This window comes from Ruegeria sp. CDSB114 (genome assembly GCF_059611025.1).
Genome location: NZ_JBXWOT010000005.1, coordinates 1 through 12481, shown reverse-complemented (window position 1 = coordinate 12481; position 12481 = coordinate 1). Strand labels below are relative to the sequence as shown.

Here is a 12481-nt window from a genome sequence, read left to right as displayed (position 1 = left end):
TTGTGACGCGTCTTGGCGGCCGGGAAAAGAAAATACCCACGCCTTGGAAGACGCGGGTATGAAGTGTCTCAGATATTCAACACCACCTCAGGCAACGTCGAACTCCAGCGGTTTGATTTGCGTGAACAGGCCGGTTTCGGCCAGCTTTGCCCGCGCCTCGGCTGGTACGGGTTCATCAACATAAAGCAAGGCGATCGCCTCCCCCCCTGCCTCGGCGCGTCCGAGGGTAAAGTTCGCGATATTGACGCTGTGCTCACCCATGGCCTGACCTAACGCACCGATGATACCCGGCACATCTTCGTTCGTGGTATAGAGCATGTGCGCGCCCACCTCGGCGTCGATATTGATGCCTTTGATCTGAATGAAGCGCGGCTTGCCATCGCTGAACACGGTTCCGCCGATCGAACGCTCGCGTTTCTCGGTCACGACGGTCACCTTGATATAGCCCTCGAAGGCGCCAGACTTGTCCTGATTGGTGGTCGAAATCTGAATACCACGTTCCTTGGCCACAACCGGAGCCGACACCATGTTCACCTCGGGATTGAACTTCTTCATGATCCCGGCAACAGCCGAGCAGTTCAAAGCGGCAAGATTCATCTCTGACGCAACACCATCATACAGGATGTTGATCGCTTTGATCGGCTCATCCGTCATCTGACCAATGAATCCGCCCAGATGCCCGGCCAATTTGATCCACGGGCCCATGACCTTGGCCTCTTCGGCGGTGACGGACGGCATGTTCAGCGCGTTCTCAACCGCGCCGGTCAGCAGGTAGTTCGAGATCTGCTCAGCCACCTGCAGCGCCACGTTTTCCTGCGCCTCGGTCGTTGCGGCCCCCAGATGCGGCGTGCAGACGACGTTGGGCAGGTTGAACAGCGCGTTTTCCTTGGCAGGTTCCTCGCTGAATACGTCAAAGGCGGCCCCGGCGACATGGCCGGATTGCAACATCTCGGCCAGCGCCTCTTCGTCGACCAGACCACCACGGGCACAGTTGACGATGCGCACGCCGGGCTTGGTCTTGGCCAGATTTTCGCGGCTGAGGATGTTGCGAGTCTGATCGGTCAGCGGCACATGCAAGGTGATAAAATCGGCACGCGACAGCAGCTCATCCAGTTCAACCTTTTCAACACCCATCTTGGCGGCTTTCTCTTCGCCCAGATAGGGATCATAGGCGACAACCTTCATTTTCAGGCCCAGGGCGCGTTCGCAGACGATCCCGCCGATATTGCCCGCACCAATGACGCCCAAGGTCTTGTTGGTCAGCTCGATCCCCATGAACTTAGACTTTTCCCATTTGCCTGCATGGGTCGAAGTGCTGGCCTCGGGGATTTGCCGCGCCACGGCGAACATCATCGCAATCGCGTGCTCGGCTGTGGTGATCATGTTGCCAAAGGGCGTGTTCATCACGATGACGCCCTTCTTGCTGGCGGCATCCTTGTCGACATTGTCGGTGCCGATGCCGGCGCGACCTATGACTTTCAGCTTGTCCGCATGTTCCAGCAAGGTCGGCGTGACCTTGGTGGCCGAGCGAATGGCAAGGCCGTCATATTGGCCAATCACTTCGGCCAGTTTATCTTTGTCCTTGCCCAGATCGGGCATGAAATCCACGTCGATGCCGCGGTCGCGGAAAATCTGAACAGCGGTTTCACTGAGTTTGTCAGAAACGAGTACTTTGGGAGCCATGTCTGTGGTCCTTGAATGTAATGAGATGTCCGGGCCTGAGGCGGCCCGGTGAAGATTGGGAAAGATCAGGCGGCTTCAGTTTGTGCTGCGAGCTCAGCCTCGAAGGCCCAGGCTAGCCAGGGCAACATCGCTTCGATATCCGAAGTTTCGACCGTGCCGCCGCACCAGATACGCAGACCCGCAGGTGCGTCGCGATAAGCCCCGATATCCAACGCGATATTCTCGGCCTCCAACCGCTTTGCAACGGCCTTGGCAAAGGCTGCGCCGTCCCGGATGCGCGCATCGGTGAATTTCAGACAGACAGACGTATTCGACCGCGTCGCCGGGTCGTCAGCCAGGTTGGCGATCCAGTCATTCTGCTCGCAGAACGCATGCACCGCACCGGCATTCGCATCGGCCCGGCCAATCAATCCCTGCAGACCACCAACCGAGCGCGCCCAGTCCAATGCGAACAGATAGTCCTCAACCGCCAGCATCGACGGGGTGTTGATCGTGGCGCCAGAAAAGATACCATCGATCAGCTTACCGCCCTTGGTCAGGCGGAAAATCTTGGGCAATGGCCATGCGGGGGTATAGCTTTCCAGCCGCTCCACAGCGCGCGGGGAAAGGATCAGCATCCCATGCGCCGCCTCTCCGCCCAGAACTTTCTGCCAGCTAAACGTGGTCACATCCAACTTGTCCCACGGCAGGTCCATCGCGAAGGCCGCCGAAGTCGCATCGCAGATCGTCAAACCCTGACGGTCACCCGCAATCCAGTCACCGTTTGGCACCCGCACGCCCGAAGTCGTGCCGTTCCATGTAAAGACCACGTCATGGAAGAAGTCGACCGAGGCCAGATCGATGATCTGCCCATAATCGGCTGTTTTCACTTCGGCGTCGATTTTTAGCTGCTTGACCACATCCGTGATCCATCCCGCGCCAAAGCTTTCCCAGGCCAGCATCTCGACCTTGCGTTCACCCAACAGCGACCACAGCGCCATCTCAACCGCGCCGGTGTCAGACGCGGGAACGATGCCGATCTTGTAATCTGCTGGAATGCCCAGCACTTCACGCGTACCTTCGATGGCCGCTTTCAGCTTGTCCTTGCCAACAGCAGCGCGATGCGAACGGCCAAGTGCTGCGTCAGCCAGTTTGGTCAGGTCAAATGTGGGGGGTTTGGCGCAGGGCCCCGAGGAAAAGCGCGGATTTGCCGGCCGCGTTTCAGGTTTGCGCACGGCGTCATTCGATGCCGGTTGTTCGATAGTCATGTGTATTACCCTTCCAGATACACGCCCCTCGTTGGGGAGGGGTGTCCCACGGACAGAGCTAGGGTGCAGACGCAGCATCAACAAGCGAAAAAGACCCATCAGAAATCAAAAACGACACGGGTTTACGTGCGAATCCGGGGAGCAGGTTTCCGATAGGCGCAATTCCGTCACCGGTGGCCGTGGCTTAGCCGTTCAGTCGAACGGCCTCTCCGGTTGCCAGCGACTGTTGCGCCGCCAACCCCATACGAACGGCCCACAGACCATCCTGCAGCGTCACATCCGGCGCTGCGCGCTCGCCTCGAACAAGCGCAAGGAACCCCTGATGCTGGTAATAGGTCGAGCCATTGTGATCCCCGGCGGCCAGCAAGCGCGGGTCAACGGGGATGTCTTGTGACACCGGCCCTTTTGGATTACGCGGGCTGACAATGACCTGCGGCACCGGCGGGTCACCCAGATGATCGGGCCAAAAGCGCCCCGGCCCCGGCACCAGCGCCTCGATCTTGGCCTGCGGTCCTGTGGCCGAGATTTCCTCTTGGTACCGCGATCCTTCGGCGAACATGCACAGTTCCAGCATCGCCCGCGTGCCGTTGGCGAAATCAACCAGAACATAACCGTGATCCAGAATATCCGGCATTTCCCCATCATAGCTTTCGTCCAGATGGTTTACCGCCTGCCCACCGCTGGCGGTGATCCGCACCGGATCGGACCCAAGGATCAGCCGCATCAGGTCGAAGAAATGGCAGCATTTCTCGACAAATGTGCCGCCGGTATTGCGGTTGAACCGGTTCCAGTTGCCGACCTTTTCCAGAAAGGGAAATCGATGTTCCCGGATCGTCAGCATCTGCACCCCGCCGGTGGATTGGAGCCCTTTGATCAAAGCGGCAATCGGAGGCATATAGCGATATTCCATCGCCACCCAGATTGGATGGGGATAGTCACGCTGCACCGTTTCCAGCCGCGCTGCATCCTGCGGATCGGTAAAAAGCGGCTTTTCCACCAACAGGGGCAGTGGGCGCATCGCCGCGATGTCGCAGATTTGATCTACGTGTAGGTGGTTCGGGCTGGCGATAACCAGGCAATCCAGATCCTCGATCGCCAAAAGATCCGCTACTGATCCTACCATCTCGGCCTCCGGTGCAATCTCTTGCGCGGCGCGGGCCATCTGCGGGTCGGGCTCATAGATCGCCACCACGCGCGTGCCATCCAGCAGAGCGATATTGTGCAGGTGCTCCTGCCCCATCATGCCGCATCCGATCAGCCCGTAATTGATGGTCCGGGTCATGCGCGTTTCCTTTTACTTCAAGCGTTGAACATAGGTGGCCCGATCCGGATCGAACCAAGTTTTAGAGAATTCGACGGGTTCGGCCTGTTCTGACCAGCTGAACCGCTCGATATACCCGACCGTCTGCCCAACGGGCTTGGTGAAGCCCGTCGGTGTCCAATCGGGCAGCACCGCGATTGAAACCCTGTCTTCGGCCCGCGTGATCCAGAACCCCAACTGCTGCTGATAATAGCGATACAACGAGTCCGACAGCAGGTCGCCGTCGATCAAACCCACTGATTCGTCGAGCCATATCTCTTCGACCGCGATGATTGTGTCATTCAAATAGCGCATCCGGCGCACGCGCGACCCCATGGCCGCGGCTCCGAATCCGGGTAGATTGGCAGGCTTTTCCAGATGATCGACCGACAGGATATCCGCGCTTGGCAAACCGCCCCCTTCGGGCAGCTCAAGCCGAAACATCGCATAGACGCTGTTTTGCGTTCCGGTCTCACGGATGTAATTGCCCGAGCCCTGAATGCGTTCCAACATCCCTTTTTTCTCAAGCTCGGACAGCGATTTTCGCAGGGTTCCGACCGAGACATTCAGGTCCGCCGCCATGTCCCGTTCCGGCGGCAGGCGCTCACCGTCAATCAGACGGCCGGCCGCAATATCGCGGATCAGCAGTTCTGCAATCTGAACATATATCGGCAGGGCATTGGGGTTTCGGCTTGAGGGGGGCACGTCGGGGCGCTTCGATTGGTCACAGGAAAAATTGATACACTATTGATCTACATCAATGTGATTGCTACGCAAGAGAAAAAGCAAATCCATTGCGGAGACCGACTCAGATGACGATCGTCCCAATCACCTCCCCCGATCTGAACGCGGCCGAGGTCTCGTGGTTTTCGGCTCTGTGTTCGGATGACTATCAGTTTCTGGGGATGCCCGATGGCGATCTGCGGTCCAGCTGGGACCACTGTTCCGCCATCGTGAAAGAGGCCGAGGCACAGGGGTTTCGCAACATCCTGTGCCCGTCATCCTATCAGGTCGGTCAGGACACACTTAGCTTTGTTGCTGGATGCGCACCGATCACCGACAAGATCAACCTGCTGGCCGCGGTGCGTTGCGGTGAAATGCAGCCCATCATGCTGGCCCGCACCATCGCGACGCTGGATCACATGTTGCAGGGGCGCTTGACAGTCAACATCATCTCGTCCGATTTCCCTGGTGAAAAGGCAGACAGCGCGTTCCGTTATCAACGCTCGCGCGAAGTCGTCGAAATCCTGAAACAGGCTTGGACGCGGGATAAGATCAACCATGCGGGCGAGGTCTATAATTTCTCGGGCCTGACCACCGACCCAGCCAAACCCTATCAGACCGGCGGACCACTGTTGTATTTCGGCGGCTATTCCCCATCTGCGCTCGAACTGTGCGGAGAGCATTGCGATGTCTACCTGATGTGGCCAGAAACCAAGGATCAACTGGCCGGGCGGATGCAGGCGGTTCATGCGGTAGCCGAGAATTACAACCGGACACTGGATTACGGCTTGCGCGTTCACATGATCGTTCGCGACACCGAGGCCGAAGCGCAAGAATACGCGGATTACATCGTATCCAAGCTGGACGACGAATACGGTCGCGCCATCCGCGAACGGGCGCTGGATTCCACCTCGCTGGGTGTGGCGCATCAGGCCAAAAACCGCGATCTGGCGGATGAATACGGCTATGTCGAACCTGGTCTCTGGACAGGCGTGGGCCGGGCGCGGTCTGGCTGCGGCGCAGCGCTTGTGGGCTCCACCGATCAAGTCATGACCAAGATTGAAGACTATCAAAAGATGGGCATCCGCGCCTTCATCTTCTCGGGCTATCCACATCTGGACGAGGCCCGCCATTTCGGTGCCCGCGTGATGCCCAACCTGAAAACCTGCTCGCTGCCCGAGGAATACGGACGCGTGCCCAAAACCACCCCGGCCACCCCGCTGGGCAACGGAGTTCGCCGCTAATGCAACGTGTAAAGCTTTCAGACACGCTGGAACTAAGCCGTCTGGTATATGGCATGTGGCGCTTGGGTGATGACAGTGACACCTCGGCGGATCATGTCGAAGCCAAGATACAAGCCTGCCTGGATCAGGGCATCACCACATTCGATCAGGCCGATATCTATGGCGGTTACGCAGCCGAGGCGGTTTTGGGCAACGCCCTGCGCGCCAACCCGGCGCTGCGCGCGCGGATGGAGATCGTCACCAAATGCGACATCGTTGCGCCGATGGGCCGATACGCAGACGCCATGGTCAAATATTATGACACATCGCGCGCGCATATCCTGAAATCGGTTGAAACCTCGCTGTCCGAAATGGCAATCGACCATGTCGACCTGCTACTGATCCACCGCCCTGATCCCTTCATGGACCACCATGAGACTGGCGCAGCGCTGGACGAGGTCGTGGCCAGCGGCAAGGTGGGCGCGGTTGGCGTATCGAATTTCCGCCCGTGGGACTGGACCCTGCTGCAATCAGCGATGAAGACCCAACTGGTCACCAACCAGATCGAGATCTCGTTGGGCGAAATCCGCCCCTTCACCAATGGCGACCTGGCGTTTCATCAACAGCATGGGCAGCCGGTGATGGCGTGGTCGCCGTTGGGCGGCGGACTGCTGATGGCCGGGAACCCTCCGGTCGGTGTGGTCGCTGATGAGATCGCTGCAGAGTTCGGAGTGGACCGGGCAGCCGTGGCCGTGGGCTTTTTGCTGGCCCACCCCGCAGGCATCCTGCCGGTGATGGGCACCAACAATCTGGGCCGGATCAAACAGATATCAGACGCTTTGAAAGTCAATCTGGATCGCGAGAGCTGGTACCGCCTTTATGAGGCGGCACTGGGCCATGAGGTACCATGATGAATGCAATGTCAAAGGACATGAACCATACGTTCATCCCGCATAAGGATGACACCCGCACCCTGCGCGACGCCTTTGGCCGCTTTGCCACCGGCGTGACCATCGTCACCTGCAACAGCACGGACGGCCCGGTCTGCATCACGGCCAACAGCTTTTCGTCCCTGTCGCTGGATCCGCCGCTGATCATGTGGGCTGGCGATCGCAACTCGCGCCGCTTCCCGTATTTCCACAAAGCACGCCATTTCAGCGTTCATGTGCTGTCGTCTGAACAGGCCGAGCTATGCTTTGGCTGCTCGAAAGACGCCTTTGCCCTGAAGGACATCGCCCATGGGCATTGCTCGAATGGCACCCCTCTGCTGCCGGATTGTCTGGCACGGTTTGAATGTGAACAACACGCTTATCACGACGCAGGCGATCATGTGATCGTGGTGGGCAAAGTCCTGAAGGCCAGCATAAGCGATGGAGACGCGCTGACCTTCTATGCCGGAAAACTCGGCCAATTCGCGCAGTCCTAAGCGCGCTCTGACGACTGCGGGACAAACCCGCGGCTGACATAGGGAGGAAACGCATGGGCGGACTGGCAACGATGCTGGCGCCGATTGCATTCGTGAACGAAACCGTGCTGCGATTGGGCCGCGCGGTTGGCGTCGTTGCGATTGCATTCATGGTGACCGCAATCCTGATTCAGGTATTCTTCCGATATGTGCTGGGCAACGCACTGCCCTGGCCGGATGAGGCCGCCCGGTTCTGCATGCTCTGGATGACGGGTCTGATGGCCCCGACCGCATTTCGCCGCGGCGGGTTCGTGGCCATCGACATGGTGCCCCTGATGCTTCCGCGCGTATTGGGACAGATACTGATGCTCGCGCTGCTGTTCGTGTCACTGGCGGTGCTGCTGGTGGCGGTTAAGATCGGCTGGTCCGAAGTGACCGGGTTCGGGGGCAAATTCGCAACCGCCGCCTTGTATATTCCCACCTCATTTGGCTTTGACGAATGGTACCGCGTCCCGCGCAGCTGGATGATGGCCTCGCTGCTGGTAGGGGTGGCCCTTCTGATCGTAGTAAATGTCGAGCTGATCCTGCGCGCGATTGTCTCGCTATTGGGGGGCGCAGACCTGCTGCCTGAAATTGCCGACGCACCGGTGGGGGCTGAATAGATGTTGATTTGGTTCCTGCCCACTTTCCTTGTCTTTCTGATGATCGGCCTGCCGGTCTTTTTCGCCCTTTTGGCCGCCCCGGGTATCCTGCTGTGGCTGAATGGCCAATCCAATGACATCACCCTGCTGTACCGCAATGTTTATAACGGCATGGACAGCTTTCCCCTGATGGCAATCCCTTTCTTCATGCTGGCCGGAGAGCTAATGAACCGCGGCGGGATAACCATCCGTCTGGTGGAATTCAGCCAAGCCTTGATGGGCCATTTTCGCGGCGGGTTGGCGCATGTGAACGTGCTCAGCTCGATCCTGTTTGCGGGACTTTCAGGCTCTGCCGTGGCGGATACATCAGCGCTGGGTTCAATGCTGATCCCAGCGATGGAGAAGCAGGGCTATACCCGCAAATTCGCTGCGGCGATCACTGCGGCCAGTTCGGTGATCGGTCCGATCATTCCCCCTTCGGGCATCATGATCATCTACGCGTATGTGATGGGCGAAAGCGTTGCGGCGCTGTTTCTGGCTGGGATCGTGCCGGGCGTAATGGTTGGCGTTGGCCTGATGCTGATGATCAAATTCATGGCCGACAAGTATGATTTTCCCGTTGCCAGCCGCAAATACACATGGGGTGAACGGGGTCAGGCCAGCCTCAAGGCGTTCTTTCCACTGCTGACTCCGGTGATCATTCTGGGTGGTATTCTGGGCGGTATCTTTACACCTACCGAAGCCGCAGCGGTGGCCGTCGGCTATGCCTTTCTGATCGGCTTTTTCATCCTGCGCACCCTGACGCTCAAAGAAGTGCCCGAGATCCTCAGCAATGCCGGCCTAACCTCCGCCGTCGTTCTGCTGCTGGTGGGGGCGGCCATGGCGTTCAAAACCGTGGTCAGCCTCAGCCATGCGCCAGAACAGCTGGCCTCGCTGATCCTCAGCCTGTCGGAAAACCCGCTGATCCTGCTGTTTCTGATCAACCTGCTCTTGTTCGTTGTCGGCATGTTTTTGGATGCCGGGCCTGCGATCATCATTCTTGGGCCGATCCTGGGACCGATCTTTACCAGCCTCGGCGTCGACCCGATCCACTTTGCCATCATCATGAGCGTCAACTTGACCGTTGGTCTGGCCACACCCCCCATGGGGCTGGTGCTGTTCGTGGCCGCCGCCGTGTCGCGCGAAAAGGTTGAAACCATTGCCAAGGCGATCCTGCCGTTTCTGGCCGTTGAAATCATCGTGATCTTTCTGATCACCTACATCCCCGCATTATCCATGACGATCCCGAGGATAACGGGATTTGCCAACTAACTGAGTTCCACAGGGAGGAAACGCATGCTCAGAACCTTTATCAAAACCGCAGCGGTGGCCACGTCGCTGGTCGCCGCATCAGCCATCGCGGCCACGGCAGCGGATTACACGCTGCGCGCCACGGCCAACTCGAACGAAAATGACGAGGATTATGACGGTCTAATCGTTTTCAAGAACTATGTCGAAGCCGCTTCGAACGGCGCGATCGAGGTCGAGCTGTTCATCGGTACGCAGCTGTGTTCGAACGGCGCGGAATGCCTGCAGGGTGTGGCCGATGGAACCATCGACATCTATATCTCGACCTCGGGCGGGGCGTCAGGCATCTTTCCCTATGTTCAGGTCCTCGACCTACCCTACCTTATGGCGGATGACCGGATTGCCGAGCATGTTTTATCTGGCGATTTCACCCGCACCATGCGCGACATGGCACTTGAGGATTCCGGCGGCGCGATCCGTCTGATGACCATCGGCAACACTGGTGGCTGGCGCAACTTTGCCAACACCCAGCGTCGCGTGGCTGAACCAGCTGATATGGAAGGGTTGAAAATCCGCACCGTGGTCGCTGACCTGCCACAAGAGCTGGTTAAAGCCTTGGGTGCATCGCCCACCCCGATCCCGTGGCCGGAACTGTTCACCAGCTTTCAAACCGGTGTGGTTGAAGGGTCCAAGAACGGCATCACCGACATCATGGGCATGAAATTCCCCGATGCAGGCCTGCAATATGTCACCCTGGACGGCCATGCCTATATGGGCGCTCTGTGGTGGATGAATAACGCCAAGTTCCAGGAGATGCCCGAAGACATGCGCCGCGTGGTGGTCGACGGGTTCTATGCGCTGCAGCAGGCCACGTTCGCGTCGCCCAAGCGCAAGTCGATCCAGGCCTATGAGGATTTCGTCGCCGGTGGCGGCGACCTCTATGTGCCGACACCCGATCAGAAAGCCGCGTTCAAAGAGGCCGCGACCCCGGTTTATGCCTGGTTCCAGTCCAACGTGGCGCGCGGGGACGAAGTGTTCACCGCCCTGACCGAGGCTGTTGCCGCAGCTGAGGCGGATGTGAACGCATCCCGCGATGCGGACCTGAACTAAGCCATGGTGCCGGGCTTTCGAGCCCGGCCCTTACCGAAACGGGTACATCCACCCCTTGTAGTCGTTGACCAGAACATGCGCTTTTTCGATCTGCTCCGGCGACATTTTCTTGACTACTTCCTCAAGGCTGATTGCCGCATCGGGATCGCCACCAATAGCGCTGAGCGTGTACCACATATACGCCCGCACCAGATCGGGCGCGGGCATTCCCAGACCCAACTCATAATACCAGCCGATCCCCGATTGTGCCCCCGGATGCCCCTTCATCGAGGCGCGCAGATACCACTCAAACGCGCGCTCGTAATCCTGCTCAACCCCCAGACCCAGCCCGTACATTACCCCGATCAGCTCTTCAGCCTCGGCATTGCCCGACCGTGCGGCGGGCATCAGTTCCTCGCGCGCAGCCTGAAACTCCCCGGCTTCCATCAGATCGCGCGCCTGTTCCAGCTCGGCCAGCGCCGGGGCCGCAAACAGGCAAAGGGCAAATACAAACTGGCGCATGGGATTGCTTTCCTTTTCGCCGGTGCGGCCGCAGCGCAAGAGCTGCCACGCCCGCTGACCGATGATGATTTCCTGTCCTTTGATATGGAACAGGCCGCCATTGGTCATCAACTGTTTTACGATCCGATCCTGTCGGGCAATCAAAACATCGCCTGTGCCCATTGCCACCACCCGGATTTCGGCACATCCGATGGGCTGTCACTGGGCATCGGCGAAGGCGGTCAGGGGTTAGGCCCCGATCGCACGCCGGGCACTGGGTCCGACAAAATCCGCAAGCGTATTCCCCGAAATTCGCCCGGCCTTTGGAACCTCGGGGCGAAGGACATCCATACTGTTTTCCATGACGGACGACTGAGTATCTCGGATGTCTATGGCAACGGCTTCAACTCTCCGGCGCAGGAATGGTTGCCCGCGGGATTGAATTCTCTGCTGGCCGCGCAGGCGCTGTTTCCAATGACATCCCAGTTTGAGATGGCAGGAAATGTGGCTGAAAACGAAGTGACCGGCGCGGTACATGACCGGATAGACAAGGGCTGGCCGATTCTTGCCAAGCGTGTGCGCACCGACCCCGCCTACGGTCCGGCCATGATCGTAGCCTTTCCTGAAGTCAAGACATCCGAAGACATAACCATCACCCAGATCGCCAATGCTCTGGCCGCCTTCATGGCTATCGAATGGCGCAGTATCGACAGCCCCTTTGATCATTATCTGGCAGGGAACACCGATGCGCTGTCACCGGTTCAGAAGGCTGGGATGACCCTTTTCTATGGCAAGGCGCAATGCTCCACCTGCCACGCCGGGCCCCTAATGTCGGATCAGAAGTTCCACGCGCTGGCCTTGCCGCCCTTTGGCCCGGGTCGCACCCGGCAATGGGATCCCAATGTCCGCGATGTTGGCCGCATGGGCGAAAGTGATCGGCTTGAGGATGCCTACCGCTTTCGAACGCCGATGCTGCGCAATGTCGCTCTAACCGCACCATACGGCCATAACGGGGCCTTTCCCGATCTCGACAGCGTGATCCGCCATCACCTCAACCCTGAACGCAGCCTGTCGCGTTGGACCCGTGACATGGCCGCCCTGCCCGAAATTCCGTGGCTGGAACAGATTGATTTCGCGGTATGGGACGATCAGTTCGAAATGGCGCGCCAACGCAGCCGGATCGACATCCCAGAGATTGACCTGACAGATGCAGAAATCGCCAGTCTTGTGGAATTTCTGCATGGTCTGACCGGGACCAGCATCAAGACGCCGCCATTTGGGGTTCCTGGCAATTTCATCCCATAAGATCAGCCCCTGGCCAGTGCGGGGGCTGATCTGGTTGTCGTCTGTTTACTCAGCTGCGTCTTCGTATTCGGACATTG

General features: G+C 58.8%; 12 protein-coding genes. 7 read left to right on the top strand and 5 right to left on the bottom strand.

The window, feature by feature from the left end:
* Positions 1-87 precede the first annotated feature (87 nt).
* From serA to AC2FIP_RS13025, 4 genes are all read right to left on the bottom strand, one after another.
* Positions 88-1683: a phosphoglycerate dehydrogenase gene (serA, locus tag AC2FIP_RS13040; RefSeq protein ID WP_496697508.1), complete on the bottom strand. Its 1596-nt coding sequence runs from the start codon at positions 1681-1683 to the stop codon at positions 88-90.
* Positions 1684-1748: 65 nt separating this feature from the next.
* A complete protein-coding gene (locus AC2FIP_RS13035; protein ID WP_496786731.1) occupies positions 1749-2930 on the bottom strand; it encodes a phosphoserine transaminase in 1182 nt (393 codons plus the stop codon).
* Between the two features lie 184 nt (positions 2931-3114).
* Complete coding sequence (locus tag AC2FIP_RS13030; protein ID WP_496786730.1) at positions 3115-4212, bottom strand: Gfo/Idh/MocA family protein; 1098 nt, start codon at positions 4210-4212, stop codon at positions 3115-3117.
* 12 nt (positions 4213-4224) lie between these two features.
* A complete protein-coding gene (locus tag AC2FIP_RS13025) occupies positions 4225-4935 on the bottom strand; it encodes a GntR family transcriptional regulator (RefSeq protein WP_496786728.1) in 711 nt (236 codons plus the stop codon).
* Between the two features lie 107 nt (positions 4936-5042).
* Between AC2FIP_RS13025 and AC2FIP_RS13020 the strand changes: the two genes are divergently transcribed.
* From AC2FIP_RS13020 to AC2FIP_RS12995, 6 genes are read left to right on the top strand one after another with little or no spacing between them, the layout of a single operon-like run.
* Positions 5043-6197 (top strand): LLM class flavin-dependent oxidoreductase, encoded by a 1155-nt coding sequence (locus AC2FIP_RS13020; RefSeq protein WP_496786727.1) that lies wholly within the window; start codon positions 5043-5045, stop codon positions 6195-6197.
* Positions 6197-7087, top strand: coding sequence for an aldo/keto reductase (locus AC2FIP_RS13015; RefSeq protein WP_496786726.1), 891 nt, complete (start codon positions 6197-6199; stop codon positions 7085-7087). Before AC2FIP_RS13020 ends, AC2FIP_RS13015 begins: the two co-directional genes overlap by 1 nt.
* The gene (locus tag AC2FIP_RS13010) at positions 7087-7602 is read left to right on the top strand and encodes a flavin reductase family protein (RefSeq protein WP_282022006.1); all 516 of its coding nucleotides are present in this window, start codon (positions 7087-7089) and stop codon (positions 7600-7602) included. Before AC2FIP_RS13015 ends, AC2FIP_RS13010 begins: the two co-directional genes overlap by 1 nt.
* A 53-nt stretch (positions 7603-7655) precedes the next feature.
* Positions 7656-8243 carry a TRAP transporter small permease gene (locus AC2FIP_RS13005; RefSeq protein ID WP_496689969.1) on the top strand — a complete coding sequence of 196 codons (588 nt, stop codon included), beginning with the start codon at positions 7656-7658 and terminating at the stop codon, positions 8241-8243.
* The gene (locus AC2FIP_RS13000; RefSeq protein WP_142637247.1) at positions 8244-9533 is read left to right on the top strand and encodes a TRAP transporter large permease; all 1290 of its coding nucleotides are present in this window, start codon (positions 8244-8246) and stop codon (positions 9531-9533) included. It begins immediately after the preceding gene.
* A gap of 24 nt (positions 9534-9557) precedes the next feature.
* Entirely contained in the window at positions 9558-10619 is a 1062-nt protein-coding gene (locus tag AC2FIP_RS12995; protein ID WP_496786725.1) for a TRAP transporter substrate-binding protein, read from the top strand.
* Positions 10620-10649: 30 nt separating this feature from the next.
* On the opposite strand, the gene AC2FIP_RS12990 is transcribed toward AC2FIP_RS12995, so the two are convergent.
* Positions 10650-11120: a tetratricopeptide repeat protein gene (locus tag AC2FIP_RS12990; RefSeq protein WP_496697700.1), complete on the bottom strand. Its 471-nt coding sequence runs from the start codon at positions 11118-11120 to the stop codon at positions 10650-10652.
* Positions 11121-11204: 84 nt separating this feature from the next.
* Here AC2FIP_RS12990 and AC2FIP_RS12985 point away from each other — a divergent pair, with 84 nt between their 5' ends.
* Positions 11205-12404: a cytochrome-c peroxidase gene (locus tag AC2FIP_RS12985; RefSeq protein ID WP_496786723.1), complete on the top strand. Its 1200-nt coding sequence runs from the start codon at positions 11205-11207 to the stop codon at positions 12402-12404.
* The last annotated feature ends 77 nt before the right edge of the window (positions 12405-12481 follow it).

Coding starts and splice junctions, on each gene's coding strand:
- serA (WP_496697508.1), bottom strand. CDS start 1,683: ATGGCTCCCAAAGTACTCGTTTCTGACAAACTCAGTGAAACCGCTGTT.
- AC2FIP_RS13035 (WP_496786731.1), bottom strand. CDS start 2,930: ATGACTATCGAACAACCGGCATCGAATGACGCCGTGCGCAAACCTGAA.
- AC2FIP_RS13030 (WP_496786730.1), bottom strand. CDS start 4,212: ATGACCCGGACCATCAATTACGGGCTGATCGGATGCGGCATGATGGGG.
- AC2FIP_RS13020 (WP_496786727.1), top strand. CDS start 5,043: ATGACGATCGTCCCAATCACCTCCCCCGATCTGAACGCGGCCGAGGTC.
- AC2FIP_RS13015 (WP_496786726.1), top strand. CDS start 6,197: ATGCAACGTGTAAAGCTTTCAGACACGCTGGAACTAAGCCGTCTGGTA.
- AC2FIP_RS13010 (WP_282022006.1), top strand. CDS start 7,087: ATGAATGCAATGTCAAAGGACATGAACCATACGTTCATCCCGCATAAG.
- AC2FIP_RS13005 (WP_496689969.1), top strand. CDS start 7,656: ATGGGCGGACTGGCAACGATGCTGGCGCCGATTGCATTCGTGAACGAA.
- AC2FIP_RS13000 (WP_142637247.1), top strand. CDS start 8,244: ATGTTGATTTGGTTCCTGCCCACTTTCCTTGTCTTTCTGATGATCGGC.
- AC2FIP_RS12995 (WP_496786725.1), top strand. CDS start 9,558: ATGCTCAGAACCTTTATCAAAACCGCAGCGGTGGCCACGTCGCTGGTC.
- AC2FIP_RS12990 (WP_496697700.1), bottom strand. CDS start 11,120: ATGCGCCAGTTTGTATTTGCCCTTTGCCTGTTTGCGGCCCCGGCGCTG.
- AC2FIP_RS12985 (WP_496786723.1), top strand. CDS start 11,205: ATGGAACAGGCCGCCATTGGTCATCAACTGTTTTACGATCCGATCCTG.